At 67.8% G+C, this 25366-nt stretch carries 27 protein-coding genes; 12 read left to right on the top strand and 15 right to left on the bottom strand.

Features of this window, described 5'->3' with window-relative positions; all coding sequences use genetic code 11:
- Positions 1 to 212: 212 nt before the first annotated feature.
- The 6 genes from GQE99_RS19100 to GQE99_RS19075 form a co-directional block, all read right to left on the bottom strand.
- A complete protein-coding gene (locus tag GQE99_RS19100; RefSeq protein ID WP_161353556.1) occupies positions 213 to 860 on the bottom strand; it encodes a pseudouridine synthase in 648 nt (215 codons plus the stop codon).
- Between the two features lie 41 nt (positions 861 to 901).
- The gene (locus GQE99_RS19095) at positions 902 to 1525 is read right to left on the bottom strand and encodes a LysE family translocator (protein ID WP_161353555.1); all 624 of its coding nucleotides are present in this window, start codon (positions 1523 to 1525) and stop codon (positions 902 to 904) included.
- A complete protein-coding gene (locus GQE99_RS19090; protein ID WP_161353554.1) occupies positions 1522 to 1890 on the bottom strand; it encodes a GFA family protein in 369 nt (122 codons plus the stop codon). The genes GQE99_RS19095 and GQE99_RS19090 overlap by 4 nt, the downstream gene beginning before the upstream one ends.
- A complete protein-coding gene (locus GQE99_RS19085; RefSeq protein WP_161353553.1) occupies positions 1890 to 2333 on the bottom strand; it encodes a GAF domain-containing protein in 444 nt (147 codons plus the stop codon). Before GQE99_RS19085 ends, GQE99_RS19090 begins: the two co-directional genes overlap by 1 nt.
- A gap of 4 nt (positions 2334 to 2337) precedes the next feature.
- Complete coding sequence (locus GQE99_RS19080; RefSeq protein ID WP_161353552.1) at positions 2338 to 3375, bottom strand: alpha/beta hydrolase; 1038 nt, start codon at positions 3373 to 3375, stop codon at positions 2338 to 2340.
- 80 nt (positions 3376 to 3455) lie between these two features.
- On the bottom strand, positions 3456 to 4634 hold the full coding sequence (locus GQE99_RS19075) for an acetyl-CoA C-acyltransferase (protein WP_161353551.1): 1179 nt from the start codon (positions 4632 to 4634) through the stop codon (positions 3456 to 3458).
- A gap of 97 nt (positions 4635 to 4731) precedes the next feature.
- Here GQE99_RS19075 and GQE99_RS19070 point away from each other — a divergent pair, with 97 nt between their 5' ends.
- Together GQE99_RS19070 and GQE99_RS19065 are read left to right on the top strand one after the other, a co-directional pair.
- Entirely contained in the window at positions 4732 to 5073 is a 342-nt protein-coding gene (locus GQE99_RS19070) for an STAS domain-containing protein (RefSeq protein WP_161353550.1), read from the top strand.
- Positions 5063 to 5572, top strand: a complete 510-nt coding sequence (locus GQE99_RS19065; protein ID WP_161353549.1) for an ATP-binding protein — start codon at positions 5063 to 5065, stop codon at positions 5570 to 5572. Before GQE99_RS19070 ends, GQE99_RS19065 begins: the two co-directional genes overlap by 11 nt.
- 226 nt (positions 5573 to 5798) lie before the next feature.
- Here the strand turns inward: GQE99_RS19065 and hspQ are convergent, their stop codons facing one another.
- Positions 5799 to 6125, bottom strand: a complete 327-nt coding sequence (gene hspQ, locus GQE99_RS19060; RefSeq protein ID WP_161353548.1) for a heat shock protein HspQ — start codon at positions 6123 to 6125, stop codon at positions 5799 to 5801.
- Positions 6126 to 6207: 82 nt separating this feature from the next.
- Here hspQ and GQE99_RS19055 point away from each other — a divergent pair, with 82 nt between their 5' ends.
- Both GQE99_RS19055 and GQE99_RS19050 read left to right on the top strand, forming a co-directional pair.
- Positions 6208 to 7089 (top strand): AEC family transporter, encoded by an 882-nt coding sequence (locus GQE99_RS19055; protein ID WP_161353547.1) that lies wholly within the window; start codon positions 6208 to 6210, stop codon positions 7087 to 7089.
- Positions 7090 to 7164: 75 nt separating this feature from the next.
- Positions 7165 to 7755 (top strand): transglycosylase SLT domain-containing protein, encoded by a 591-nt coding sequence (locus GQE99_RS19050; RefSeq protein WP_161353546.1) that lies wholly within the window; start codon positions 7165 to 7167, stop codon positions 7753 to 7755.
- On the opposite strand, the gene GQE99_RS19045 is transcribed toward GQE99_RS19050, so the two are convergent.
- Positions 7752 to 8978, bottom strand: coding sequence for a UbiH/UbiF/VisC/COQ6 family ubiquinone biosynthesis hydroxylase (locus GQE99_RS19045; protein WP_161353545.1), 1227 nt, complete (start codon positions 8976 to 8978; stop codon positions 7752 to 7754). The genes GQE99_RS19050 and GQE99_RS19045 overlap by 4 nt on opposite strands.
- A gap of 78 nt (positions 8979 to 9056) precedes the next feature.
- Here GQE99_RS19045 and GQE99_RS19040 point away from each other — a divergent pair, with 78 nt between their 5' ends.
- The 4 genes from GQE99_RS19040 (at position 9057) to GQE99_RS19025 (ending at position 15607) form a co-directional block, all read left to right on the top strand.
- On the top strand, positions 9057 to 10385 hold the full coding sequence (locus GQE99_RS19040) for an amidase (RefSeq protein WP_161353544.1): 1329 nt from the start codon (positions 9057 to 9059) through the stop codon (positions 10383 to 10385).
- A 205-nt stretch (positions 10386 to 10590) separates the two neighbouring features.
- Positions 10591 to 11775: an aminotransferase class I/II-fold pyridoxal phosphate-dependent enzyme gene (locus GQE99_RS19035; protein ID WP_161353543.1), complete on the top strand. Its 1185-nt coding sequence runs from the start codon at positions 10591 to 10593 to the stop codon at positions 11773 to 11775.
- A 13-nt stretch (positions 11776 to 11788) separates the two neighbouring features.
- Positions 11789 to 14905 (top strand): DNA translocase FtsK, encoded by a 3117-nt coding sequence (locus tag GQE99_RS19030; protein ID WP_161353542.1) that lies wholly within the window; start codon positions 11789 to 11791, stop codon positions 14903 to 14905.
- Between the two features lie 99 nt (positions 14906 to 15004).
- Positions 15005 to 15607: a LolA family protein gene (locus GQE99_RS19025; RefSeq protein WP_407943804.1), complete on the top strand. Its 603-nt coding sequence runs from the start codon at positions 15005 to 15007 to the stop codon at positions 15605 to 15607.
- A 124-nt stretch (positions 15608 to 15731) separates the two neighbouring features.
- Here the strand turns inward: GQE99_RS19025 and GQE99_RS19020 are convergent, their stop codons facing one another.
- The 4 genes from GQE99_RS19020 to GQE99_RS19005 form a co-directional block, all read right to left on the bottom strand.
- Positions 15732 to 15914: a Trm112 family protein gene (locus tag GQE99_RS19020; RefSeq protein WP_161353540.1), complete on the bottom strand. Its 183-nt coding sequence runs from the start codon at positions 15912 to 15914 to the stop codon at positions 15732 to 15734.
- Positions 15911 to 16549, bottom strand: a complete 639-nt coding sequence (locus GQE99_RS19015; RefSeq protein WP_161353539.1) for an LON peptidase substrate-binding domain-containing protein — start codon at positions 16547 to 16549, stop codon at positions 15911 to 15913. The genes GQE99_RS19020 and GQE99_RS19015 overlap by 4 nt, the downstream gene beginning before the upstream one ends.
- Before the next feature lies 1 nt (position 16550).
- On the bottom strand, positions 16551 to 17465 hold the full coding sequence (gene trxA, locus GQE99_RS19010) for a thioredoxin (RefSeq protein ID WP_161353538.1): 915 nt from the start codon (positions 17463 to 17465) through the stop codon (positions 16551 to 16553).
- 77 nt (positions 17466 to 17542) lie between these two features.
- On the bottom strand, positions 17543 to 18340 hold the full coding sequence (locus tag GQE99_RS19005; protein ID WP_161353537.1) for an exodeoxyribonuclease III: 798 nt from the start codon (positions 18338 to 18340) through the stop codon (positions 17543 to 17545).
- A 292-nt stretch (positions 18341 to 18632) separates the two neighbouring features.
- On the opposite strand from GQE99_RS19005, the gene thpD reads away from it, so the two are divergent.
- Both thpD and GQE99_RS18995 read left to right on the top strand, forming a co-directional pair.
- Positions 18633 to 19580: an ectoine hydroxylase gene (gene thpD, locus GQE99_RS19000; protein WP_161353535.1), complete on the top strand. Its 948-nt coding sequence runs from the start codon at positions 18633 to 18635 to the stop codon at positions 19578 to 19580.
- 51 nt (positions 19581 to 19631) lie between these two features.
- Positions 19632 to 20948, top strand: coding sequence for an MFS transporter (locus tag GQE99_RS18995; RefSeq protein WP_161353533.1), 1317 nt, complete (start codon positions 19632 to 19634; stop codon positions 20946 to 20948).
- A 193-nt stretch (positions 20949 to 21141) separates the two neighbouring features.
- Here the strand turns inward: GQE99_RS18995 and GQE99_RS18990 are convergent, their stop codons facing one another.
- Complete coding sequence (locus GQE99_RS18990) at positions 21142 to 21828, bottom strand: response regulator transcription factor (protein WP_161353531.1); 687 nt, start codon at positions 21826 to 21828, stop codon at positions 21142 to 21144.
- 140 nt (positions 21829 to 21968) lie between these two features.
- Between GQE99_RS18990 and ribA the strand changes: the two genes are divergently transcribed.
- Both ribA and GQE99_RS18980 read left to right on the top strand, forming a co-directional pair.
- Positions 21969 to 23054 carry a GTP cyclohydrolase II gene (gene ribA / locus GQE99_RS18985; protein ID WP_161353530.1) on the top strand — a complete coding sequence of 362 codons (1086 nt, stop codon included), beginning with the start codon at positions 21969 to 21971 and terminating at the stop codon, positions 23052 to 23054.
- A complete protein-coding gene (locus tag GQE99_RS18980; protein WP_161353528.1) occupies positions 23051 to 23575 on the top strand; it encodes a L,D-transpeptidase family protein in 525 nt (174 codons plus the stop codon). The genes ribA and GQE99_RS18980 overlap by 4 nt, the downstream gene beginning before the upstream one ends.
- Here the strand turns inward: GQE99_RS18980 and GQE99_RS18975 are convergent.
- Both GQE99_RS18975 and GQE99_RS18970 read right to left on the bottom strand, forming a co-directional pair.
- Positions 23566 to 24219 (bottom strand): YggS family pyridoxal phosphate-dependent enzyme, encoded by a 654-nt coding sequence (locus tag GQE99_RS18975; protein WP_161353526.1) that lies wholly within the window; start codon positions 24217 to 24219, stop codon positions 23566 to 23568. The genes GQE99_RS18980 and GQE99_RS18975 overlap by 10 nt on opposite strands.
- A 98-nt stretch (positions 24220 to 24317) precedes the next feature.
- Positions 24318 to 25172 (bottom strand): porin, encoded by an 855-nt coding sequence (locus GQE99_RS18970; protein WP_161353524.1) that lies wholly within the window; start codon positions 25170 to 25172, stop codon positions 24318 to 24320.
- Between the last annotated feature and the right edge of the window lie 194 nt (positions 25173 to 25366).

The raw sequence follows: 25366 nt of genomic DNA, 5'->3' as shown, positions 1-25366 counted from the left end.
TAGGATTCTAGGATTCTAGGATTCTAGGATTCTAGGATTCTAGGATTCTAGGATTCTAGGATTCTAGGATTCTAGAGATGCAGAGTGCCGCCTTCTGTCCCTCGCGCAACAAACTACGGCCCGACGCAAAGGGCCCCGGCGACCGGCAAATCTTCCGGAGGTGACGCTCCACGCCGCCTCGCAGCAGTCTCAGCGTGCCGCTCACCGACGCCTCAGAACGGGGATTTCGCCTTGAAGGTCAGTCCCTTGCCCCCGTCCGGGTGGCGAAAGCGCAGGCTTTCGGCGTGCAGCATCAGGCGCGGTGCGTCCAGCGCGTCCCCGGTGGCATAGAAGGGATCGCCCAGGATCGGGTGCCCGATCTCCTTCATGTGCACGCGGAGCTGGTGGCTGCGCCCGGTCTTCGGGAAAAGCCGCATCCGGGTCGCCCCGTCCTCGCGCCGGGCCACACGCCAGTCGGTCACCGCCGGTTTCCCCGTCTCGAAGTTCACGTGCTGGCGCGGCCGGTTGGGCCAATCGACGATAAGGGGCAGGTCGACGGTGCCGGTGTCCTCGGTGACCTCGCCCCAGACCCGCGCGATGTAGACCTTCTTCACCTGCCGCTTCTCGAACTGCAGGCCCAGGTGGCGCTGGGCGTGGTGGGTGAGGGCGAAGACCATGATGCCGGAGGTGTCGCGGTCCAGCCGGTGGACCAGAAGCGCCTCGGGAAACGCCTCCTGCACGCGCGCGAGCAGGCAATCGGCCAGGTGCGCGCCCTTGCCCGGCACCGACAAAAGTCCCGATGGCTTGTCGACCAGCAGCACCTCGTGATCCTGGTGGATCACCGAAAGCGGGGTGTCGGGCGGGTTGTAGCTGTCGTCCATGGCGGGGCTTTCGCATCGCGCGGACCTTGGCGCAAGACCCGCTACTTCGCGCCGCCGGTCAGCACGAGCCGCAGCGCGAGGCCGCCATAGACCACCGCGCTCACCCGGTTGAGCGCGCGGGCGTGCCGGTTCAGCCGCGCGCCGAGCAGCCCCGCGGCCATGCCGTAGCCCGCGGTGATGACGAAGCCGGTGACCGAGAAGATCGCGCCCAGCGCCAGGATCTGGGCCCAGAGCGGGCCGGCCCCGGGTGCGGTGAACTGCGGCAGGAGGGCCAGGATGAAGAGCGCGACCTTGGGGTTCAGCGCGTTGGTCAGGAACCCGCGCCGGATCGCGCCGATCAGGCGGGTCTCTCCACCCTGTGCCGGAACGGCCCCCGCCCGCCAGGCTTTCCACGCGAGAAAGAGCAGGTAGCCGGCCCCGGCCCAGCGGACGAGCTCGAAGAGCACGGGTGATGCCGCGATCAGCGCCGACAGCCCCGCGGCCGCCAGCACGGTATGCATGAGCGCGCCCAGCGCAACGCCCAGCGCCGCCGCCGCGCCCGCGCGTGGCCCGCCGGACAGGCCCGAGGCCGAGGCGAACATCACATCCGCTCCCGGCGTCAGGTTCAGCACGATCCCGGCCCCGACGAAGGCCAGCACCACCGACGGGTCGAGGCCCAAGATCATGTCTCCTCCGTCGCGATGACGTAGTAGTCGCCCTTGTCCGCGACGTGGATATGCGCGGCGGTCGCAAGACCGGTGGGCCCGTCGAGCGTGCCGGTCCCGATCGAAGTGCGTGCCTCTCCCGCCCGGCGCCAGAAGAGCGACGAGCCGCAGAATGTGCAGAAGCCGCGCTGCGCCTCGGGTGAACTCTGGTACCACGCAAGCCCGTCGTCGCGCGTTACCACCAGGTCCGCGTCGGCGGCCTGCGTGGCCGACCAGTAGTGGCCCGAGGTCTTCCGGCACTGCGTGCAATGGCACGAGATCGGAGGGCGCAGCGGACCGTGCACCTCGAACGTGACCGCACCGCAGAGGCACGACCCGGTGATCATCACGCGAAGACCGCGTCGAGCAGCGCGCCCAGCTCGCGCGCATCCGTTTCGGTGAAGGCATCGGGCCGGTCGCTGTCGATGTCGAAGACCGCGATGATCTCGCCCGCCTTGTTGCGCACTGGCAGCACCAGTTCGGACCGGGTGGAGGAGGCGCAGGCGATATGGCCCGGGAACGCATCCACATCCGGCACGAGCTGCACCTCGCCGGTGCGCGCGGCCGCGCCGCACACCCCGCGCGAGAACGGGATGGTCAGGCAGCCGTGGCCCCCCTGGTAGGGGCCGATCTTCAGCAGCTCCGGAGCCACAACGCGATAGAAGCCGGTCCAGTCGAACCTGTCGTCGGCGTGATGCACCTCGCAGGCGACAGTGGCCATGAGCGCGATCTCGTCCGTCTCGCCCTCGGCCACCGCCTTGATCCGTCCCGTGAGCTCCGCGTAATCCATCTTTTCACCCTTTCGCGAACAGTGCCGTCAGCCAGCGCACCACGTCTCCGCGCGCGGCGCGCCCCTGTCCGATCGCCTTCGCCATCGACAGGAACGCGTGGACCTGCCCCGGGTAGGGGGCGAAGGTCACCGGCACGCCGGCCGTTTCCAGTGCTTTCGCATAGGATCGCCCGTCATCCCAGAGCGGATCGTGCCCGCCGGCGACGATCAGCGCCGGGGGCTGTCCTGCAAGCCGGTCCGAGCAGACGGGCGACACGCGCGGGTCCGTCATGTCCTGCCCCTCTGGCAGGTAGAGGTCGAGGAACCATTCGATCCGTATGCGCGGCAGAAGCGGTTGTTCCGCCAGCGCCACGTGCGAGCGGGAATTCATGCGGCCATCCACCGCCGGGTAGATCAGCACCTGCCCGGCCGGGGCCGGCGTGTCGGCGGCCATGAGATCGTGCATCAGGACCGCCGTGAGGTTCGCCCCCGCGCTGTCGCCGCCCACCGCAAGCCGCTCCGCCGTGACTCCGAGGTCGGACGCGAGCAGGCTCTGGTAGGCCGCCAGCACGTCGTCAGGCGGCGCCGGAAACACGTGCTCCGGCGCCAGCACGTAGTCGTAGGAGATGACGCGCACCCCCGCGTCCTTCGCGATGTGGCCGCAGAGCCCGTCGTGCGTCTCGATGCTGCCCTGAACCCAGCCGCCGCCGTGCAGGTAGAACAACGTCGCCTGAGGCGTCTTCGGGTCGGTGCCGGGAGGGGCGTAGACCCGCGCACGCCGTGGACCGGCGACACCGTCGAGCGTGATGTCGGCCACCGTGACATCGGCGGGCCGCGGCTGGTCGAGCCGCTGGGCCATCGTGAGAAGCTGCGCGCGGCTCTCTTCAAGCGTCGGGATCGCGTCCGGATCGCGCAGCCGGGCGACGAGGTCCGTCACCGCCTGCGCCTTCGCGTCGATCCGGCGCCCATCGACCGCGGGCAGCCGCCCGGCATAGATCGCCCGCGTCAGCGCATCGGGCATGAGCACTCTTGCCAGAGCCCAGGCCAAACCGATCTTCGACATCGCACCCTCCGAAACCAGACACGCGCGAACCGTGCATCCACGGCCCGCGCGCGCCCAACATGACGTTGCGTCCCGGGGCGTCAGACCCGTTCGATCGCGATCGCCGTGCCTTCGCCGCCGCCGATGCAGATCGCCGCGACCCCGCGTTTCAGACCGCGCTTCTCGAGCGCGTTGAGCAGAGTCACGATGATCCGCGTGCCCGAGGCGCCGATGGGGTGGCCCAGCGCGCAGGCGCCGCCGTTCACGTTCACGATGTCGCGCGGCAGACCCATCTCCTGCATGAAGGCCATCGGCACGACCGCGAAGGCCTCGTTGACCTCCCAAAGGTCCACGTCGTCCTTCGACCACCCGATCCGCTCGAGCAGCTTCTTGGCGGCGGGAACCGGCGCGGTGGGGAAGAGGGCAGGGGCCTGCGCATGGCTCGCGTGACCCAGGACGCGGGCGCGGATCTTGAGCCCGGCCTTCTCGGCCGCGGCTTCGCCGGCCATGACCAGCGCCGCGGCGCCGTCGGAAATCGACGAGGAATTGGCGGGGGTCACGGTCCCGTCCTTGCGGAATGCGGGCTTCAGAGTCGGGATCTTGTCGGGACGCGCCTTGCCGGGCTGCTCGTCCTCGCCGATCACCTGGTCGCCCTTGCGGCCGCTGATCGTGACCGGCGTGATCTCGCCCTCGAAGTCGCCCGATTTCTGGGCCTCGAGCGCGGCGTTGAGCGATCCGATGGCGTATTCGTCCTGCGCTTCGCGGGTGAACTGGAACGCCTCGGCGCAATCCTCGGCGAAGGTGCCCATGAGGCGGCCCTTGTCATAGGCGTCCTCGAGCCCGTCGAGGAACATGTGGTCGATCACCTGCCCGTGCCCGATCCGCGCGCCGCCGCGCATCTTGGGCAGGAGGTAGGGGGCGTTCGTCATGCTCTCCATGCCACCGGCGACCATGATGCCGGTCTGACCCAGTGCGAGCTGATCGAAGGCGACCATCGCGGTCTTCATGCCAGAGCCGCACATCTTGTTGAGCGTCGTCGCCGGCACCGCATCGCTCAGCCCGGCGGCAAAACCGGCCTGCCGGGCCGGGGCCTGCCCCTGGCCCGCGGGCAGGACGCAGCCCATCAGCACTTCCTGGATCGCGTCCGGCGCCGCGCCCGCGTCTTCCATTGCGGCGCGAATCGACGTGCCGCCAAGCTCTGCGGCGGGCACGCCGTCGAACACGCCCTGAAAGCCGCCCATCGGCGTGCGGGCGGCGCCCGCGATCACCACGTTTTCCATCTCGTCCTCCCATCGGTTTTCCGGGGCGCGCTTACGGAATGGTAACGAAGCGCACCTATCGTCGCGGCCATCAAACCGTTCGCGAAGGAGAATGGCAATGGAGCTTGCGACCAGGGACAGCGGGCCGGTCCGCATCATCACGGTGCAGGACCCCCGGATCGACGCCGCGGTCGCGATCCAGTTCAAGGACCGGATGCGCGACCACATCACCGGCGGCCCGGCGCGCATCGTGCTCGACCTGTCGCAGGTGAGCTTCGTGGACAGCTCCGGCCTGGGCGCCATCGTCGCGGCGATGAAGCAGACCGGGGAAGGGCAGGTCCTGGAGCTGGCGGGACTCACGCGCAACGTGGCCAAGGTCTTCGCCCTGACGCGGCTGGACGGTGTCTTCACGATCCATCCAAGCGTCTCGGCGATCGAGGGGCGGGCCGATGCGGGCTGAGGCCTTCGCATTCACCGGCCGCGCCCGCGATCGTCATGTGCCCGGCCGGATGGCGGGCAACGGCGGGCTGCACATCATCTTCCCGACCACGCCCGATGCGGTGCGCCGCGCGCTGGCCACGGCGGTCGACACGCTGGAGGCCCTGGGGCTGGACCCTGACAACGTGGACCTGAGCGAGCTTGTGCTGGCCGAGGTGCTCAACAACGTGGTCGAACACGCCTTCGCCGACCGCGGGCACGGGGTCGTCGAGCTGGAAGCCTGGCGCGCGGGCGGCGCGCTTCTCGTGCGCATCCGGGACGACGGCATGCCCATGCCCGGGGGGGAGGCGCCGCCAGTCGGACGCCATGACCTCACACGCGAGGGCACCGAACTGCCCGAGGGCGGGTTCGGATGGGGCATCATCCGGGAACTGACCCGGGACGTGCGCTACCGCCGTGACGGTGCACGCAACGAGTTGAGCTTCGCCGTGGATTTCGCGGAGTTCGACGCGGCCCCCTGAGAGGGCCCACAAGGTTTTGTTAACCAAGAAGGCGGCAAATGCCCCCGAATTGCCCGATTGGCTCCCAAACGGCGACAGAAAGTGACGGCAAACCTGAGGATGTAGCTTAAATGCTTCCCTCGGTGCCGCGCGTAATTGCCCCCACCCAGTGCGCGGTACCGAGGTCTATTCCCCACGCGCCGTCAATCGCCAGCTCGCAAACCGCGCCGCCGCCCTTGCGCCGGGTTCAGTTCAGTTGGAAATGCAGCGGGTAGTGACCGTTCTCGAAATCGCCGAACAGGTCCTCGACATCCGGGTGGGTCACCGGCTCGCCCGAGATATCCTCCACCAGATTCTGCTCCGACACGTAGGCCACGTAGTAACTCTGATCGTTCTCGGCGAGCAGGTGGTAGAACGGCTGATCCTTGCAGGGACGGCTGTCCTCAGGGATGGACTCGTACCATTCCTCGGTGTTCGAGAACATGGCGTCGACATCGAAGATCACCCCGCGAAAGGGGTGCTTGCGATGGCGCACTACTTGCCCGAGATGATATTTCGCGTGCGTTTTAAGCATAGTTCAACAGTCCCCGATCCACTACTAGAACAACCGAAAGGGGCCTGTCCATGCGGGCCGGACAGAATCGGGGAAACAGATTGTGAACCTTGCCCTTACGGTGCTGGAAATCGTCGCGCCCGTGTTCATCCTTGGCGCGATCGGCTTCGCCTGGGTGCGCCTCGGGCAGGAATACCGAATCGAATTCGTGACCCGTCTGGCGATGACGCTGGGCGTCCCGGCGCTCATCTTCACCGCCTTGATGAACACCGAGATCGACCCGGGCGCGCTCACTGCCATATCGCTCGCCGCCGTCGCGGGATACGCCGCGCTGACGGTCACGTTCTTCCTCATCGCCCGGCTCGCGAAGCTCGATATCCGCACCTTCCTGGCCCCGCTCATCTTCGGCAACACCGGCAACCTGGGCCTGCCGCTCGCGCTGTTCGCCTTCGGCGAGACGGGGCTGGGCTACGCGGTGGTGGTCTTCGCCGTCATGGCGATCCTGTCCTTTACCTTCGGCATCTGGCTGGTCTCCGGCGGGGGTAATCCGGTCGGCGTGCTCAAGGAACCGATGGTGCTCGCCACCCTCCTGGGCGCCCTGTTCCTGGTGATGGGCTGGAAGACCCCCACCTTCCTGACCAACGCGCTGGAGCTCGTCGGCCAGCTCGCCATCCCGCTCATGCTGATCACGCTGGGCGTCGCCGTCGCCCGCCTTCGCCCCTCGGGCCTTGTCCGCGCCACCATCCTGTCGGCCCTCAAGATCGCCGTCAGTGTCGCGCTGGGCCTGCTCCTGGGATATGCGTTCGGGCTGGAACCGACGGCCTTCGCGGTGCTCGTCGTACAGCTCGCCACCCCCGTCGCCGTCACCTCCTACCTGCTTGCGGTCAAGTACGGCGCCGACGCGGAGCCGGTGGCCGGCCTCGTCGTCGTCTCCACGCTCCTCTCGGTCGTCGCCCTGCCCGCGATCCTTGCGCTCTTCGTCTGATTCCACGACGCGGCCATTTTCAAAAGCGGCCATTTCCGCTATGTTGGAAAAAAACAAGAACATAGCGAGAGGCAGATGAGCAGGTTTCTCCGCGCAATAGCATGGATGGTCGTCCTGGCGGCGGTCGTGTCCTGTGGCCGGAATTATTCCGCGCCGAGCAATCTCGACGATGCCTGCGCCATCGCTCGGGAACGGCCGCAGTACATGCGTGCCATGAAGAAGGCGGAACGCCGCTGGGGTGTGCCCGCGCCGATCCTCATGGCGATGATCTACCAGGAATCCAAGTTCATCGGGAACAACCGCACCCCGGTGCGCTACGCGCTGGGCGTGATCCCGATGGGCCGCCAGAGTTCCGCCTACGGCTACGCCCAGGCGCTCGACGGGACGTGGGAGGAATACCAGGAGGAACATGGTGGCCGCTGGGCCAAGCGCGACGACATCAAGGACGCGACCGATTTCATGGGCTGGTACATGACCAAGACGCTCGAAGAGACCGGGGTCGCGCTCACGGACGCTAAGAACCAATACCTTGCCTATCACGAGGGGCGCGCGGGCTACCTGCGCGGCTCGCACAACGGCAAATCCTGGTTGCTTCGCATCTCCGACGACGTGGCCGCGCGCGCCGCGATCTACGACGTCCAGCTGGCCAGCTGCGGCCGACGCTAGATCTGGCGCCCCTGCAGCAGCTTCGGCAGGTCGCCGGTCAGCCCGGCGGCCTCCCGGATGAAGCCGCGGCGCAGACCCGGCAGGCTGTTGATCACGCCGAGGCCAAGGTCGCGCGCCGTGCGCAGCAGAGGATTGTCGTTCGAAAACAGGCGGTTCGCCCCTTCGGTCGCCAGCACCATCTGCATCACGTCGAACCGGCGCCATTGCTGGTAGCGCTCCAGCACATCGCGCCGCCCCACGTCCTCGCCACGCCGCCGGGCCAGCGTTAGAACCTCGGCGAGCGCGCCGACATCCTTCAGCCCGGCGTTGAGCCCCTGGCCCGCGATCGGGTGCAGCCCGTGCGCCGCGTCACCCACGAGCGCGATCCGCTCGTCCGCGAAGCGTTCGGCCACGGTCAGGGTGAGTGGGTAGGTGAAGCGCGCCCCGGCCAGTGAAATCTCGCCCAGGAAGTCCCCGAAGCGCGGCCGCAGGTGGTCGAGGTACGCCGCGTCGTCCAGCGCGTGAACCCGCGCCGCGTCCTCGGCCGTTTCGGTCCAGACGATGGACGAGCGGTTGCCGGTGAGCGGCAGGATCGCCAACGGGCCGGGCGGCATGAAATACTGATGCGCGACGCCGTGATGCGGATGCTCGTGGGCGATTGCGGCCACCAGCGCGGTCTGCCCGTAATCGTGCCCCCAGCGGTCGATCCCCGCCCGCCGTGCGGTGCCCGAGGCCCGCCCGTCACAGCCGACGATCACCTGCGCGGCGATCTCGCGCCCGCTTTCCAGCGTGACGCGCGCCGCGGCCGGGCCGACCTCCTGGGCCACCACGGTTTCGCCGCTGATCAGCGTGACGCGCGGATGGGCTGTCACGGCCTCGGTCAGCGCGCGCGACAGGAACCGGTCCTCGACCATGTAGCCCATCGGGCCCTCGTCGATCTCGGCATGATCGAATTCCAGAACGAACGGACCGGGGCCCGAGCCCGCGGTCCCGTCGGAGATGCGGATCTCCAAGAGCGGCGTGGCCATCTCCGCCACGGCCGGCCACACGCCCACCGCCTTCAAGAGCCGTTGCGAGGCGAGGGCGAGCGCATAGCCCCGCCCGTCGAACGCCTCTTCGCCCCGGGTGCCGGCGGGCAGGGCGTCGATCACGGTCACGTCGAACCCCGCATCCCCCAGCGCCAGCGCCAGGGCGGGGCCGTTCAGCCCGCCGCCCACGATCACGATATCTGTGTCACGCATCATGGCCCTTTTCTGGGCCCAAGCGGCGGGATTGTCCATGCGCGCCGCGGTCGCTACCGTCACGGCAAAACGGAGGGGCGGATGGCCGACGATTGGCAGAACATGAGCGCGGGCGCGCTGGGGCGCGGGATCGGCGCGGGGCGAATCGACCCGGTGGAACTGTGCGAGTCGTTTCTCGATGCGGCCGGGGCGCACCCGGACGGCACGCGCATCTACGCACGCCTCACGCGCGAGCGCGCGCTGGCCGAAGCGCAGGCCGCCGCCGGCCGCGCCCGGGACGGGCAGCGGCGCGGCCCGCTGGACGGGGTGCCGGTGAGTTGGAAGGACCTCTTCGACACCGCCGACGCGGCGACGGAAGCGGGCTCGGCCCTCCTGCGCGACCGGCAGCCGGAGCGGGATGCGCGTGTGCTGCAGACCGCGACGGCCCAGGGGCTGGTCTGCCTGGGCAAGACCCACATGTCCGAGTTCGCGTTCTCCGGCCTGGGGCTGAACCCGATCACGGCGACCCCGCCCAACCGGCATGACCCGGAGGCGGTGCCGGGCGGCTCCTCCTCCGGCGCGGCCGCCTCGGTGGCGCAGGGACTCGCGGCGGCGGGGATCGGATCGGACACCGGCGGGTCGGTGCGCGTGCCCGCGGCCTGGAACGACCTCGTCGGGCTCAAGACCACGCATGGGCGCTTGTCGCTCACCGGCGTCGTGCCGCTCGCCGCGCGCTTCGACACGGTTGGCCCGCTCTGTCGCACCGTCGAGGATGCGGGCCTCCTGCTCGCGGCCCTCGAGGGCGGGCGCGCGCCCGACCTCGCGGGCGCGTCGCTTGCCGGGACCCGCCTCCTGGTCCTCGAGAACGCGCTCGAGGATTGCCGGGACGTTCCTGCCAAGGCGTTCGAGGACGCGGCGGGCCGCCTGGCGCGGGCCGGAGCCACGATAGAACGGGCCGAGATTCCCGCGCTCGAGACGGCGCAAAGCCTGTCGGGCATCCTCTACACCGCCGAAGCCTGGGGCACCTGGCGCGAGGTGATCCAGGCGGACCCCGACGCGATGTTCGCCCGCATCCGCGACCGCTTCGAGGCGGGGGGAAGCTTCGCGGCCGCCGACTACGTCGCCGCCTGGCGCCTGCTGGACGAGATCCGCGCCGCGGTGCGCGCGCAGGTCGCGGGCTACGATGCGGTGATCCTGCCCACGACCCCGAACGTCGCACCCAAGGTACAGCGGCTGCTCGACGAGGACGACTACTACGTCACGGAGAACCTGCTTACCTTGCGCAACACGCGCTACGGCAACCTGCTCGACGGGGCGGCGATCACCCTGCCCACGGGTACACCGGGGGCGGGGATCATGTTCCTGGGCAGACCGATGGGCGAAGAACGCCTCCTGCGCCTCGCCCGCGCGGCCGAAGCCGCACTCGCCTGAGCCCTGCGCGCCCTTTCATCTTTCCGAAAATACGCATTCGGCGGCGCTCCACACGGGGCGCGGGCGCCGGGGCAGGGCGCCCCCGACCCAAAAGCCACATAAGCCCCGGGATTCCCGCCTTTTTCTGGACCGGCACGCACAATCCCGTTATCCTGAACGAAAATCGGGGCGTTAATGATCCCGAGACCTTGAGGCATATAGAACGATGACAGCGTTCCCCGAGCGGTTTGCGAACCTGCCAGAATACGCGTTTCCGCGGCTGCGGACCCTGCTCGACGCCCATGCGCCGGGCGGCGATGTCGTTCATATGACCATCGGCGAACCCCGCCACCCGATGCCCGACTTAGTGGCGCGCATCATCGCCGAGACTGCCGACGGCTTCGCCAAGTACCCGCCCAACGACGGCACGCCGGAGCTGCGCACGGCCTTCACCGACTGGCTTGCGCGGCGCTACGAGGTGACGCTCGACCCCGACCGCCAGGTGATGCCGCTCAACGGCACGCGCGAGGGGCTCTTCAATGCCGCGATCGCGCTCTGCCCGGAACAGGTGCGCGGCCAGACGCCCGTGATCCTGATCCCGAACCCGTTCTACCAGGTCTACGCGGTCGCCGCGGCCACGGTCGGGGCCGAGCCGGTCTTCGTCCCGGCCACGGCCGAGACCGGGTTCCTGCCCGACTATGCGAGCCTGCCGCCCGAGATCCTGACCCGGACCGCCATCGCCTATGTCTGTTCGCCCGCGAACCCGCAGGGCACGGTGGCCGATCACGACTACTGGGCCGGGCTGATCGCGCTGGCCGAGAAATACGATTTCCGCATCTTCGCGGACGAATGCTATTCCGAGATCTACCGCGACACCCCGCCGCCGGGCGCGATGGAGGTGGCGATGCTGGGGGCGGCCGATCCCGAACGGGTCGTGATCTTCCATTCTCTCTCGAAGCGCTCGAACCTGCCGGGACTGCGGTCCGGCTTCGTCGCCACCGGGCCCGAGAGCATGGCGCGCATTCGCCAGCTGCGTGCCTACGCGGGCGCGCCTCTGCCGCTCCCGCTGCAGAACGCGGCCACCGCCGTCTGGGCCGATGAAGAGCACGTGATTCATTCGCGCGATCTCTACCGCGAGAAATACGCGGTCGCCGACGACGTGTTCGCCGACTACCCGGGATACCACGCGCCCGAGGCCGGGTTCTTCCTCTGGCTTCCGGTGGAGGACGGCGAACACGCCGCGCTGAAGCTCTGGACCGAGACCGGGATCCGCGTGCTGCCGGGCGCCTACCTCTCGCGCGAGGTGAACGGGGAAAACCCGGGACAAAAATACATAAGAGTGGCGCTTGTCGCCACGAAAGAAGAGACGCAGCGCGCGTTGGAAACGATGCGCGACTGCCTCCGGAACTGAGGACGAGGACACCATGGCCTACCACGTCAGGGAACGTGACCCGATTTTCGACGAAGCCACGCAGGCGATGATCGAGCGACGGGGCAAGGAGCTCCTGGGGATCGCGCTGATCGCCGTCGCCATCGGGGTGGCGCTCTTGATGGGCACCTATTCGCCGGACGACCCGGGCTGGATGTCCGCGACCGAAGGCCCGGCGCAGAACGCGCTGGGCGCGCTCGGGGCCACCATCGCCTCGCCGCTGGCCATCATCCTGGGCTACGGCGCTTGGGGCTTCGCGGTGGCCTTCGGCGCCTGGGGCGTGCGCTTCACGCTGCACGCCGGCGAAGAGCGGCTGATGTCGCGCGCCATCTTCGCGCCGATCGCGATCGCGCTGGCCTCGGTCTATGCCTCGACACTCGTGCCGCACGCGGGCTGGACCCATTCCTTCGGGCTCGGCGGCCTGTTCGGCGACACCGTCCTCGGCGCCGTTCTGGGCGTGATGCCCGGCTCGGCCGCCATCGGGCTCAAGGTGCTGGCCGTGCTGACCGGGGTGGCCACGCTGATCGTCGGCGCGTTCTCGGCCGGTGTCACCCGCGACGAGCTGAAGCGGCTCGCGCGCTTCCTGCTGGTTGGCGTGGTGATGAGCTACGCGGGCGCGCTGAAGCTGGCGCGCTTGGGCGCGCGTGGTGCGGCCGCAGGGGCCCGCGTCGGCGCCAGTTCGGCCGCCGCTGCCGCGCGCAGCGTGCAGGACCGTAAGGCCCAGCGCCGCGAAGCGCGCGCCGACTGGGGCGCGCCGTCCGGCGAGCCGCTGGTCGAGTCGGACCCCCATTTCTCCGGCCCCGAACCGCTCACCGCGAGCCGCGTCGTGCGCCCGGAGCCGCCGGTCGAGCAGCCCGTGCATGCCCCCGAGCCCGCGGCCCAACCCGCTCCCGCCCCGGAACCGGCCCAGCCCCAGCGCGGCGGTTTCCTGGCGCGTGTGCCTGGCCTCATGAAGCGGCAGCCGGATCCTGAGCCGGAGCTTCTCGACAACACCTACCACGGCACGGTGCCCGATCGTGGCGGCAACCCGGATCGTATCTCGGCCAAGATCGCCTCGGCGCTGAGCAACCGCTCCGCGCGGATGACCGGCGCGCCGGCACCTGCGGAGGAAGAAGAAGCGCCCGCGAACGTCGAGCAGATGATCGTCCGCGCCGCTGCCCGGGCCCGCGCCCAGCAGCCGCGCCCCGTCGCGCGGATCGAGCCGGCGCTGCGCGCCGAGCCCCCGGTCACCGCCGAGGACGCGGCCTACCAGCGCGGCGAAGCCCCGATGGCGGAAATGGCGACCGAAGACGGGTTCGAGACCCCCGAGGCGCTGAACCTCGACCCGGCGATGCGCAGCCATGACGCCCCCGGCCATCCGGGCATGTCCGAGGGCTGGGCGCCCGCGCCGGAAGAGGACGCGGGGCCGGTCGACGCGGATTACGGCCATGCCCCCTACGAGCCGGGCCCCGACATGTCCGCGCCGGAGAGCTACACCCCGCCGCCGGTGCCGGAACCCAAGAAGGTCGTGCAGCACAACGCGCGCAAGGCTCCGAAACCGTCGTCGCGCGCGATGGCCGAGGCCCAGCCTTCGCTCGCCTTCGCCGACGACGCGGTGGACTACGAACTGCCCCCGCTCAACCTGCTCACCAACCCGGTGAACATCGAACGCCACCACCTCTCCGACGAGGCGCTCGAGGAAAACGCGCGGATGCTGGAAACCGTGCTCGACGACTACGGCGTGAAGGGTGAGATCGTCTCGGTTCGCCCCGGCCCCGTGGTCACGATGTACGAGCTGGAGCCCGCCCCGGGCCTCAAGGCCTCCCGCGTGATCGGGCTGGCCGACGACATCGCGCGGTCGATGTCCGCGCTCTCCGCCCGCGTCTCGACCGTCCCCGGCCGGAGCGTCATCGGCATCGAACTCCCGAACGCCAACCGCGAAAAGGTCGTGCTGCGCGAAATCCTCGCGGCGCGTGAATTCGGCGACACGAACCAGAAGCTCCCCCTCGCGCTGGGCAAGGACATCGGCGGCGACCCCGTGGTCGCCAACCTGTCGAAGATGCCCCACCTGCTGATCGCGGGGACCACGGGCTCGGGCAAATCGGTCGCGATCAACACGATGATCCTGTCGCTTCTCTACCGGCTCACGCCGGAGGATTGCCGGCTCATCATGATCGACCCCAAGATGCTGGAACTCTCCGTCTACGACGGCATCCCGCATCTCCTGTCCCCGGTCGTCACCGACCCGAAGAAGGCGGTCGTCGCCCTCAAGTGGGTCGTGGGCGAGATGGAGGAACGCTACCGCAAGATGTCCAAGATGGGCGTACGCAACATCGACGGCTACAACAGCCGCGTGGCCGACGCCCTGGGCAAGGGCGAGATGTTCTCGCGCACCGTGCAGACCGGCTTCGACGAGGACACCGGCGAGCCGATCTTCGAGACCGAAGAATTCGCGCCCGAGAAGATGCCCTACATCGTCGTCATCGTGGACGAGATGGCCGACCTGATGATGGTCGCGGGCAAGGAGATCGAGGCCTGCATCCAGCGCCTGGCCCAGATGGCGCGGGCGTCGGGCATCCACCTGATCATGGCCACCCAGCGCCCCTCGGTCGATGTCATCACCGGCACGATCAAGGCGAACTTCCCGACCCGGATCTCTTTCCAGGTCACCTCGAAGGTCGACTCGCGTACCATCCTCGGCGAACAGGGGGCCGAACAGCTCCTCGGCATGGGCGACATGCTCTATATGGCCGGGGGCGCGCGCATCACCCGCGTTCACGGGCCTTTCGTGTCCGACGAGGAGGTCGAGGAAATCGTTTCCTACCTCAAGTCCTACGGGCCGCCGGAATACGTGGGCGGCGTGGTCGAAGGGCCGGACGACGAGAAGGCCGACAACATCGACGCGGTGCTGGGGCTCAACACGGGCGGCAACACCAACGGCGAGGACGCGCTCTACGACCAGGCCGTCGCCATCGTCATCAAGGACCGCAAGTGCTCGACCTCCTACATCCAGCGCAAGCTCGGGATCGGCTACAACAAGGCCGCCCGGCTCGTGGAGCAGATGGAAGAGGAAAGCCTCGTCTCGCCCGCCAACCACGTGGGCAAGCGCGAGATCCTGATCCCCGAGCAGTAATCCCCTGACGGGACGCCGCTATCGCATAACAGGCGGCGTCCTGCTCACATGGCAGGGAACCGGGATGGATTCCCGGTTGTTGCAACCTACATGAGAGCCATGACACGCATCCGTACCCTCGCCGCCGCGTTCGCGCTGGCCGTCACCGCCGGTCCGGCCCTGGCCGAGCAATTGTCGCTCGATGCCATCTCGGACTATCTCGACGGGCTGGGCACCGCCCGCTCCGAGTTCACCCAAATCAATGCCGACGAAACGATTTCGACCGGCACGATCACGATCAAGCGCCCCGGCCGGGTGCGCTTCGAATACAACCCGCCGGAAGAGACGCTTGTGCTCGCCTCGGCCGGCCAGTTGGCCGTGTTCGACGCGAAGTCCAACACCGGGCCGGAGCAATACCCGCTGTCGCGCACGCCCCTGAACCTGATCCTCGCGCGCGACGTGGACCTGGGGCGCTCCGGCATGGTGACCGGGACCAGCTACGACGGCACCGCGACGACGGTGACGGCACAGGACCCGGAGCACCCGGAATACGGCAACATCCAGCTGACCTTCACGGCGGACCCGGTGGAGCTGCGCCAATGGGTCATCACCGATGACACCGGCACGCAGACCACGGTGGTGCTGGGGGCACTTGAAAAAGTGTCGAACGTCTCGGACCGGAATTTCTCGATCGTGGCCGAAGTCGAAGCGCGCAACCGCTGATCGGCTTCATCGTTCGATAAATACTTCGGGAGAGCGCGAGAGGGCTGGCCCTCTCGGCCCCCGCGCGGGCCCGCCAAGGGCGGGGCCGCGCAAGACCTGCGCGGGCGCAGCCCGCACCTTCGGCTCAGTCGTCGAGCTTGCGGGCCTCGTCCACCAGCATGATCGGAATGCCGTCGCGGATCGGGAAGGCCAGCCGCGCGGTGGGCGAGATCAGTTCCTGCTTTTCGGCATCGTATTCGAGCGGGCGCTGGGTCACCGGGCAGACCAGCGCCTCGAGCATGTGGCGGTCGTGGGCGGGGCGCGTCATTGCAGGCTGCCTTCGCCGCCGCGACCCTGGGCCAGCGCGAATTCCATGAGCGTGACCAGCGTTTCACGCCGCGTGGTGAGCGAGGGGGCTTCGAGCAGCGCCTGCTTGTCCTCCGGGTCGAAGGGGCAGAGCATCGAGAGCGAATTGATCAGCAGCTCGTCCTCGGCCTCCTTGAGGCTGCCCCAGTCTGTGCGCAGGTCGGCCACGTCGAAATAGCGGGCGAGCAGGTCGAGAAACGTCTCCCGGTTCAGCCCGGGGTCCTTCTCGGTCCGCCCGAGATCGCGTTCGAACCCGTCCCATTTCACCTTGGCGCGGCGGTAGGGGGTGAACCCTTCCACCTCCTCGACGACCCGGAACCGGCTCACGCCGGTGAGCTGGATCATGTAGCGGTTGTCGTCGGTTTCGGTGAAGGACGTGATCCGGCCGGCGCAGCCGATCGCGTGCAGGCGCGATCCGTCGGCCACCGCCGGCTGGATCATTCCGATTAGCCGCGCCTCGGTCTTCAGCGCATCGTCGAACATGGCGAGGTATCGCGGCTCGAAGATGTTCAGCGGCAGCCGACCCCGCGGCAGGAGCAGCGCCCCCGGCAGCGGGAAGATCGGCACCACGTCGGGAAGGTCGGCGCGCGGGATCATCTCAGACGAGGATCATCGAGCTGAGCTTGCGGCGTCCCTTGAGCGCGATCGGATCGTTCGGTGGCAGGGCCTCGAAGATCGTGAAGAGCTGCTGTTTCGCCGCCTCGTCGTTCCAGGCGCGGTCGCGGCGGAAGAGTTCCAGCAGTTCCTCGACCGCGGCCTCGGTCTGACCGGACGCATAGAGCGCCTGTGCCAGGTCGTAGCGCGCCTGGTGGTCGTCCGGGTTCGCTTCGACCTTGGCGCGCAGGTCGTCGACAGGGCCCGCGTTCTCGGCCTGGCGTGCCAGTTCGATCTGGGCGTGGGCCGCTTCGATCTCGGGCGCCTCGGAAATCTCGGCGGGCACGCCGTTCAGCACCGCCTCGGCGCCGTCGATGTCATCCTTGGCGATGTGGCAGCGGGCGAGGCCTGCATAAGCGGCGGCCATCTTCTGGTCCGCCTCGACGATCGCTGCGAAGGTCTGCATGGCGTCGTCCACGGCCCCGGCTTCGAGCATCTCTTCGGCAGCGGCGATCGCGTCGGCCAGGCCGCCGTCGCCCTCGGGGCCGGACGCGGCCACCTTCTGCACGAACTCCGTCACCTGAGAGGGCGGCAGCGCGCCCTGGAAGCCGTCGATCGGCTGGCCGTCGGAGAAGGCGTAGACCGTCGGGATCGATTGCACGCGCATCTGCGCCGCGATCTGCTGGTTCTCGTCCACGTTGACCTTGACCATCTTCACCTTGCCGCCAAGCCCGTTCACGGCCTCTTCAAGCGCGGGTCCCAGCGTCTTGCACGGCCCGCACCACGGCGCCCAGAAATCGACGATGACCGGCGTTTCCTTCGACGCCTCGATGACCTCGGTCATGAAGTCGGCTTCGGTGATGTCCTTGACGTAGCCGCCCGCGGGCGCGGCCCCATTCGTCTGACCCAGTTCCAGCATGTGTCTGGCTCCTTATCTGTGTGTTGCCCCCAATATGGGCGCGGATTCGGCGCTGTCCAAGCCCGCAGGCGCCCCGATCACTCCGTCTTCAGGTCGAAGGTCGCGAAGACCGGGGCATGGTCCGAGGGTTTCTCCCACCCGCGCACCTCGCGCAGGATGCGGCTGCCGTGTCCCGCGTTCGCGATGTCGGGTGTCGCCCAGACGTGGTCGAGCCGCCGGCCCTTGTCCGCCGCGTCCCAGTCGGGCGAGCGGTACGACCACCACGAATAGAGGTTGCCCTCGGGGATGTCCTTGCGTGTGATGTCGACCCACTTGCCGGCCTCCTGCGTCTGGCCCAGGTGCTCGACCTCGATCGGTGTGTGGCTGACGACCTTCAGAAGCTGCTTGTGGTTCCACACGTCGTCTTCGCGCGGAGCGATGTTCAGGTCGCCCACGAGGATCGACTTCTCCGGCGCCTCGTCGCGGAACCAGTCGCGCATCTCGGTGAGGTAGTCGAGTTTCTGGCCGAATTTCTCGTTCACCTCGCGGTCCGGCTTGTCGCCACCGGCGGGGACGTAGAAGTTGTGGATCGTCACGCCGTTCTCCAGCGTCGCGGCGACGTGGCGGGCGTGGCCCAGCTTGGCGAAATCCATGTCGCCCGCGTCCACGAGCGGCAGCTTCGACAGGATCGCCACGCCGTTGTAGCCCTTCTGCCCCCGCGCCACCATGTGGTGGTAGCCGCGCGCCTTGAAGATGTCGTGCGGGATCTTTTCGACCGGCGACTTGCATTCCTGAAGGCACAGAACATCGGGCGTTTCCTCGGCCAGCAGACGCGACACGAGGTCGGCGCGCAGGCGCACGCTGTTGATGTTCCAGGTGGCGAGGGTGAAGGACATGACGGCTCCCATTCTGGTGTCGGCGCGACCCTATCCATCCCGATTTCCAATGGCCAGTGCCCGTGGTGCGCGATCACAAAGGTTGCAGTCGTTGCCCTATTATGTAAACCACGTGCCACTCCCGTTGAGATCGCCCGAAGACCTTCTTTTGAAGGGGTTCGGGCCCCGTTCCCGCCGGAACATTACAAGTTCCGCAGCGCTGGAACCCCTGTGCGGAACCCCGCGTTGCCCGGGCATGCCCGCCTGACGGGACCGAGACTTGAAGAGTGAAAATTCAAAGAGGATCGAAACCATGCATATCTCAACGCAAAGACTCGATAACTACGATGCGGTAGACGCCTATCCGACCCGTCTGCCGGACCGCGAAGCCATCAAGGAACGCCGTGACCCGGTTCTTTGGTCGGAATGGTCGGAGGACGCGCCGATTTCGCGTGAAGAGGCCGAGCATTACGACAAGAACGGTTACCTCGTGCGCCGCGACCTGTTCGATGCCGACGAGATCGATTGTCTCGTGAGCACCGCACAGCGCCTTCGCGACACCGACCCGGCGGAGCGCCCCGCCGATTTCGTGACCGAACCCAGCTCGGACGAGGTGCGCACGGTCTTCCGGCTGGACGAACACTCGCCGGTCTTCGCACGGCTCGCCGCCGACACCCGCCTTGCCGGCGTCGCCGAGTTCCTGTTGAACGACCGCGTGTACGTCCACCAGTCCCGCCTCAACTACAAGCCCGGCTTCAAGGGCAAGGAGTTCTACTGGCACTCCGACTTCGAGACGTGGCATGCCGAGGACGGGATGCCCCGGATGCGCGCCGTGTCGGCCTCGGTCCTGTTGACCGACAACTCGAAGCTGAACGGGCCGCTGATGCTGATCCCCGGATCGCAGAACGAGTTCATCGCCTGCCTCGGCGAGACGCCCGAGGACAACCACAAGAGCTCGCTCAAGGCGCAGGAGATCGGCGTGCCGCAGCCCGAAACGATCCGCCGCTTCGCCGAGGACCTTGGGCTGGACACTGCGACCGGGCCGACGGGCACCGTGGTCTTCTTCGACTGCAACACGCTGCACGGCTCGAACGGCAACATCACGCCCGACCCGCGCTCGAACGCGTTCTTCGTGTTCAACGCGATCAGCAACCGTCCGGTCGATCCGTTCGCCGCGCCGAAACCGCGCCCGGCCTGGCTGTCGAACCGTGACAAGATCCGGCCGATCGAGCCGATCGAAGGGCGCATCAAGGCTGGTTGATACGCCGTGAGGCTGCTTTGCCGGCAGCCATGCGTCGGATAGGATCGCCCCATGCTTTCGATCCTGTCCGACCGCACCTACCGGCACCTCTTCCTTGCACAGGTGATCGCCCTGGTGGGCACCGGGTTGGCCTCGGTGGCGCTGGGGCTTCTGGCCTACGACCTGACCGGCGCCCGCGCGTCGGCGGTCTTGGGCACGATCTTCACGATCAAGATGGTGGCCTACGTCAGCATCGCGCCCATCGCGGGCGCGCTGGCGGAACGGCTGCCGCGCCGCGCCATGCTCGTGGTGCTGGACGTCGTGCGGGCGGGGGCCGCGCTCTGCCTGCCCTTCGTCACCGAGGTCTGGCAGGTCTACATCCTGATCGCGGTGCTGCAATCGGCCTCGGCCGCCTTCACACCGGTGTTCCAGGCGACCATTCCGGACGTCCTGCCCGATGAAGAGCGCTACACCCGCGCGCTGTCGTTGTCGCGGCTGGCCTATGATCTCGAGAACATCCTGAGCCCGATGCTCGCCGCAGCCGCGCTGTTGATCGTGAGTTTCAACACGTTGTTCTTCGGCACGATGCTGGGCTTCATCGCCTCCGCGCTTCTCGTCGTGTCGGTCCTTCTGCCCAGCCCGAAGCCCGCCGCGCGCCGGCCGATCTGGCAGCGCTCCTTCACCGGTATCCGCATATACCTGGCCACCCCGCGCCTTCAGGGGCTTCTCGCCCTCACGCTCACGGCGGCGTCCGGCGGGGCGATGGTGCTCGTGAACACGGTCGTGCTGGTGCGCGCTGAGCTTGGGCTCAGCGAAAGCGCCCTGGCGATCTCGATGGGGGCCTTCGGGGCCGGGTCGATGGCGGCGGCGCTGGCCTTGCCCCGGCTCCTGGGCCGGCTCGACGACCGGCCGGTGATGCTCTCCGGCGCGCTCGTGCTGATAGCCGCGCTTGTCGGCTTCGCCGTGGTGATACGCAGTTTGGGCCTATCGTGGCCCGCGCTGCTCCTCGCCTGGGGCGTGGCCGGGATCGGTTACAGCGCCATCCTCACGCCGTCCGGGCGGCTCCTTCGGCGGTCCGTGCATGACGAGGACCGGCCGGCGATCTTCGCCGCCCAATTCGCGCTGAGCCATGCCTGCTGGCTGATCGCCTATCCGCTCGCGGGTGCGTTGATGACCGGGCTGGGCGCCGTCGCGGCGCTTCTGGTTCTGGCGGGCCTGGGGGGCGTGGGTCTGCTGGCCGCCCGCGCGCTCTGGCCGGCCGGCGATCCGGTGGTGCTGGAACACCGGCACGACGATCTGCCGCGCGACCATCCGCATCTCAAGGGCCGACGCACCCATCGCCATGCCTTCGTCATCGACAACCTGCACGAAACCTGGCCGGGGCGCTGAGGCCGGGCCGTTCGGGCAAAAAAAGACCCGGCGCGTGGCCGGGTCAGTCCAACAGGGAGGATACCGTGCCATTACCCCGACACGGAAAGGGGATCTCAAAACACTGTCACCGTTTCCTTCACATTATCACATTGAAACCTGAATGAGATATGAAAGAGGCTGGTGGCAGTTCGCAGTCGCAGCGTTGTTGCGGTCAGGCCACAAGCCGGTAGCCGCCCGATTCCGTCACCAGCAGCCGCGCGTTCGAGGGATCGGGCTCGATTTTCTGGCGCAGACGGTAGATATGCGTCTCCAGCGTATGGGTCGTCACGCCTGCGTTGTAGCCCCAGACCTCGTGCAGGAGCACGTCGCGCGCGACCACGCCTTCCTGGCTGCGGTAGAGGAATTTCAGGATGTTGGTTTCCTTCTCGGTGAGCCGGATTTTCCGGTCCTCCTCGGTCACTAGCATCTTCATCGCGGGCTTGAACGTGTAGGGCCCAAGCTGGAACACGGCGTCTTCCGACTGCTCGTGCTGGCGCAGCTGGGCGCGGATGCGGGCCAGCAGGACCGGGAACTTGAACGGCTTGGTGACGTAATCGTTGGCGCCCGCATCGAGCCCAAGGATCGTGTCCGCATCGCTGTCATGCCCCGTGAGCATCAGGATCGGGCATTTCACCCCCTGCTTGCGCATCAGTTTGCACAGCTCGCGCCCGTCCGTGTCCGGCAGGCCGACGTCGAGAATCACCAGGTCGTGGATCTGTTCCTTGACCTTCTGCATCGCGTCCGCGCCGTTCGCGGCTTCGAAGACCTCGAAGTCCTCGGTCATGACCAACTGCTCGGCCAGCGCTTCGCGCAGATCCTCGTCGTCATCGACGAGAAGTATGTTTTTCTGGGTCGCCATCGCGGGTCCTCCTTGTCGTTTCTGGTGACTTGGGTGCAGTCACGGTGCCGGCAATGTTTGTGGCAATACGTTCACGGGGACGTGTCGGGATCACTGTAAATGTTTCACTTTCCCGATACCCGCCCGTATCAAGAGGCACGATGACGCTCATACCGACCCAGACCGAACTCACCGCACGTGCCCGCGCAGACCTGCGCATGGGCCTTCCCGTCGTGATCGAAATCGACGGCGTGGCCGGCCTGGTCGCGGCGGCCGAGACGGTGACGCGCGCGCGTCTGGGCGATCTGCGGGGCTTCGGCCCCCTGCGCCTTGCGATCACCCCGCGCCGGGCCGAAACGCTCAAGGCACGGGCCTATTCAGACCACGTCGCGCGGGTCGTGGTGCCTGACGATGTCGACGTTGACTGGATCGTCGGGCTGGCCGACCCGAAAGACGACCTGATGAAGCCCATGAAGGGCCCGCTGATGACCGAGCGGGGCGGCGACGAATCGGTCGCGCGCGCCGCCATCGCGCTTGCCAAGTCGGCGATGCTTCTGCCCGCCGCGCTCGTGGTGATCGTGGAGGACGGCGCCGCCGTGGCGGCCCAGCACGGCCTGACGCGCGTGGACCTCACCGATCGGCCCGACGACCCGCCGCTGACGGCGCTGCGCGAGATCGTGTCGGCGCGCGTGCCGCTTGAAGTGTCCGATGCCGGGCGGCTGCACATCTTCCGGCCCGAGGACGGCGGGGAAGAGCATTACGCGGTGGAGATCGGGCGGCCCGACCGGTCCGAGCCCGTGCTGGCCCGGTTGCATTCGGCCTGCTTCACCGGCGACCTGCTGGGCAGCCTGAAATGCGACTGTGGCCCGCAGCTGCGCGCCGCGCTCGCGGCGATGGGCGAGAACGGGACCGGGGTTTTGCTCTACCTCAACCAGGAGGGGCGCGGCATCGGGCTTGCCAACAAGATGCGGGCCTATTCCCTGCAGGACCAGGGGTTCGACACGGTGGAGGCCAACCACCGGCTGGGCTTCGAGGACGATGAGCGCGATTTTCGCATCGGGTCCGAGATCCTTGCCCAGATGGGTTTCTCCGCCGTGCGCCTGATGACAAACAACCCCGCCAAGGTCGCGATGATGGAGGCCAACGGCATCCGCGTGGCCGAGCGCGTGCCGCTTCAGGTCGGGCGTGGGGCGCACAATACCGACTACCTCGACACCAAGGCCGCGAAGTCCGGCCACCTGCTGTGAAGGCGCGGCGCTGCGATCTTGTCGTGACGCGGCAGGGTGCCCGGTTCCTCGGCCGCCGGTTCCCCGTGGCCATCGGGCGTGGTGGGTTCACCGGCAACAAACGCGAGGGCGACGGGGCGACGCCGGTGGGCGTCTGGCGGCTGATGACCGGCTTCTACCGTGCCGACCGCGTCACGGCGCCCGACGGACCGCTGGACATGCGCGCGGTGGGGCCGCTCGACCTCTGGTCGGACGACCCCGACGACAACGCGTACAATCACGCGGTGCGCGCCCCCTACGGGCCGTCGCATGAGCGCCTGCGGCGCGGAGACGGGCTTTACGACATCGTGCTCGTGTCAGACTGGAACTGGCCCGACGCGGTGCCGGGCCGGGGGTCGGCGATCTTCGTTCATTGTTGGCGCGGGCCACGCAAACCGACGGCGGGTTGCCTGGCCTTCCGTCCCGATCACCTGCGCTGGATCCTTGCGCGCTGGACGCCGCGCAGCCGCGTGGTCGTGCGGGGGCAGGGGCCTCAGTCGTAGACGCGTTCGCCGAAGATGGCGGAGCCCACGCGCACGTAGGTCGCCCCCTGGGCCACGGCCTTCTCGAAATCGCCCGACATGCCCATCGAAAGGTCGTCGATTCCGTTGCGCGCCGCGATCTTGGCGAGGAGCGCGAAGTGGAGCGACGGTTCCTCGTCCACCGGCGGAATGCACATGAGCCCGTCGATCTCCAGCCCCAGGTCGCGGCATTCGGCGATGAAGGCGTCGGCGTCGGCAGGCAGGACGCCGGCCTTCTGCTCTTCCTCGCCAGTGTTCACCTGGACGAAAAGCTTCGGACAGTGTCCCAGCTCTTCCTTCAGGCGCGCGATGGTGCGTGCCAGCTTGGGGCGGTCGATGGTTTCGATCGCGTCGAACAACTCCATCGCCTGGCGGGCCTTGTTGGTCTGAAGCGGGCCCACGAGGTGGAGCTCGATCCCGTCGTAGCGGTCGCGCAGGTCCGGCCACTTGCCGGCGGCCTCCTGGACCTTGTTCTCGCCGAAAAGCCGGTGACCCTGGTCGAGCACATCGATCACGCGCTCGAGCGGCTGCACCTTCGACACGGCGACAAGGCGGGTCGAGCCCGGGGCGCGGCCCGTGCGGGCCTCTTCGTCACGGATTTTCTGAAGGATGTCGGACAGGGCCATTCGGTGTCACCTCTCGTTTCGCCCTGACAAACCACGAGAGGCCCAAAAAGAAAAGAGCGGGCGCAAGGCCCGCTCTTCCCTGTTCAAATCCGGTTGGATTAGAACGCCATCGAAACGCCAGCGTAGACAGCGTTGGTGGTGGTCGCCTGGTTGCCGGCGTAGCCAGCTTTGATCGACACACCGCCGCCGAGGTCGTAAGCACCTTCGACGCCGTAGTTCAGGCCGTCGTTCAGGAACGCCATGACCGAGTACGGGCCAGTGGCGTAGCCCACGTCGACGTGCCAGCCCCAAGCGTTGTTGGTCAGGTCGTAGTCGACATCGGCGTTGGCCGAGAAGCCGCTCATGGCGAGCGAGGCACCGGCGCCGATGTTGTGCGAGAACGCACCGCCATCGTTGGCGTCGTAGCCGTACTCGACGTAGACCGAGTAGTCGCCGAACGAGTAGGTGCCTTTGGCGCCGAAGTCACCGTTGGTGGTGGCAACCGCGTTGTTTTCCCACACGCCGTACACTTCAACGCCGAAGGCGCCCCAAGTGTTGGTGTAGGTGGTGGTCAGTTCCCAGTCGCCCGGGGTCGACGAAGCGCCGTCGGCGTTCGAGTTGTAGGCAACGTTAACTTTGCCCCACTCGCCGGACATGTAGACGTTCGAAGCGGCAAGGGTGATGCCCGAGAACGCGGTGTAGGTGCCGAAGTCGACGTCGTCCGGGTCTTTCTCCATGTTGAAGAACGGCCCAAGCACAACCATGCCAGCGCCCACTTCCAGGCCGCCGTCGGTGGTCGTCATCATGCCAGCGCGGAACGACGTGCGGAAGTCGATGACCGGACCGGTGGTGGCGCCGCCGGTGACCCAGGAGTAAGCACCGCCCACGTAGGCGGCACCGGTCAGCGAGACGTCAGCAGCGGCGAAACCGGTGGTGCCCACCAGCATCGTCGAAGCGAGAAGAATCTTTTTCATTTCGTTTTCCCTCGTTTATCTAAAGGTGCACCTCAATTCAGGGGAATCCGAATTGAGTATGCTGTTTCCTCTCTCTTTCGGGCTTTCGATGCAAGCGCGGCCCGCGCGCCGATCTCAAAGCTTCGCGGCGTGGTGCAGAGTTGCCACAGTCCCCTTCACTGGGGCGGAAATCGCGGCGGTTCGGGCGGCCAAGT

The sequence above is a fragment of the Maritimibacter harenae genome (assembly GCF_009882975.1).
GTDB classification, from domain to species: domain Bacteria; phylum Pseudomonadota; class Alphaproteobacteria; order Rhodobacterales; family Rhodobacteraceae; genus Maritimibacter; species Maritimibacter harenae.
This window is presented reverse-complemented; position numbering and strand designations above follow the sequence as displayed.

Coding starts and splice junctions, on each gene's coding strand:
- GQE99_RS19100 (WP_161353556.1), bottom strand. CDS start 860: ATGGACGACAGCTACAACCCGCCCGACACCCCGCTTTCGGTGATCCAC.
- GQE99_RS19095 (WP_161353555.1), bottom strand. CDS start 1,525: ATGATCTTGGGCCTCGACCCGTCGGTGGTGCTGGCCTTCGTCGGGGCC.
- GQE99_RS19090 (WP_161353554.1), bottom strand. CDS start 1,890: ATGATCACCGGGTCGTGCCTCTGCGGTGCGGTCACGTTCGAGGTGCAC.
- GQE99_RS19085 (WP_161353553.1), bottom strand. CDS start 2,333: ATGGATTACGCGGAGCTCACGGGACGGATCAAGGCGGTGGCCGAGGGC.
- GQE99_RS19080 (WP_161353552.1), bottom strand. CDS start 3,375: ATGTCGAAGATCGGTTTGGCCTGGGCTCTGGCAAGAGTGCTCATGCCC.
- GQE99_RS19075 (WP_161353551.1), bottom strand. CDS start 4,634: ATGGAAAACGTGGTGATCGCGGGCGCCGCCCGCACGCCGATGGGCGGC.
- GQE99_RS19070 (WP_161353550.1), top strand. CDS start 4,732: ATGGAGCTTGCGACCAGGGACAGCGGGCCGGTCCGCATCATCACGGTG.
- GQE99_RS19065 (WP_161353549.1), top strand. CDS start 5,063: ATGCGGGCTGAGGCCTTCGCATTCACCGGCCGCGCCCGCGATCGTCAT.
- hspQ (WP_161353548.1), bottom strand. CDS start 6,125: ATGCTTAAAACGCACGCGAAATATCATCTCGGGCAAGTAGTGCGCCAT.
- GQE99_RS19050 (WP_161353546.1), top strand. CDS start 7,165: ATGAGCAGGTTTCTCCGCGCAATAGCATGGATGGTCGTCCTGGCGGCG.
- GQE99_RS19045 (WP_161353545.1), bottom strand. CDS start 8,978: ATGATGCGTGACACAGATATCGTGATCGTGGGCGGCGGGCTGAACGGC.
- GQE99_RS19040 (WP_161353544.1), top strand. CDS start 9,057: ATGGCCGACGATTGGCAGAACATGAGCGCGGGCGCGCTGGGGCGCGGG.
- GQE99_RS19035 (WP_161353543.1), top strand. CDS start 10,591: ATGACAGCGTTCCCCGAGCGGTTTGCGAACCTGCCAGAATACGCGTTT.
- GQE99_RS19030 (WP_161353542.1), top strand. CDS start 11,789: ATGGCCTACCACGTCAGGGAACGTGACCCGATTTTCGACGAAGCCACG.
- GQE99_RS19025 (WP_407943804.1), top strand. CDS start 15,005: ATGACACGCATCCGTACCCTCGCCGCCGCGTTCGCGCTGGCCGTCACC.
- GQE99_RS19020 (WP_161353540.1), bottom strand. CDS start 15,914: ATGACGCGCCCCGCCCACGACCGCCACATGCTCGAGGCGCTGGTCTGC.
- GQE99_RS19015 (WP_161353539.1), bottom strand. CDS start 16,549: ATGATCCCGCGCGCCGACCTTCCCGACGTGGTGCCGATCTTCCCGCTG.
- trxA (WP_161353538.1), bottom strand. CDS start 17,465: ATGCTGGAACTGGGTCAGACGAATGGGGCCGCGCCCGCGGGCGGCTAC.
- GQE99_RS19005 (WP_161353537.1), bottom strand. CDS start 18,340: ATGTCCTTCACCCTCGCCACCTGGAACATCAACAGCGTGCGCCTGCGC.
- thpD (WP_161353535.1), top strand. CDS start 18,633: ATGCATATCTCAACGCAAAGACTCGATAACTACGATGCGGTAGACGCC.
- GQE99_RS18995 (WP_161353533.1), top strand. CDS start 19,632: ATGCTTTCGATCCTGTCCGACCGCACCTACCGGCACCTCTTCCTTGCA.
- GQE99_RS18990 (WP_161353531.1), bottom strand. CDS start 21,828: ATGGCGACCCAGAAAAACATACTTCTCGTCGATGACGACGAGGATCTG.
- ribA (WP_161353530.1), top strand. CDS start 21,969: ATGACGCTCATACCGACCCAGACCGAACTCACCGCACGTGCCCGCGCA.
- GQE99_RS18975 (WP_161353526.1), bottom strand. CDS start 24,219: ATGGCCCTGTCCGACATCCTTCAGAAAATCCGTGACGAAGAGGCCCGC.
- GQE99_RS18970 (WP_161353524.1), bottom strand. CDS start 25,172: ATGAAAAAGATTCTTCTCGCTTCGACGATGCTGGTGGGCACCACCGGT.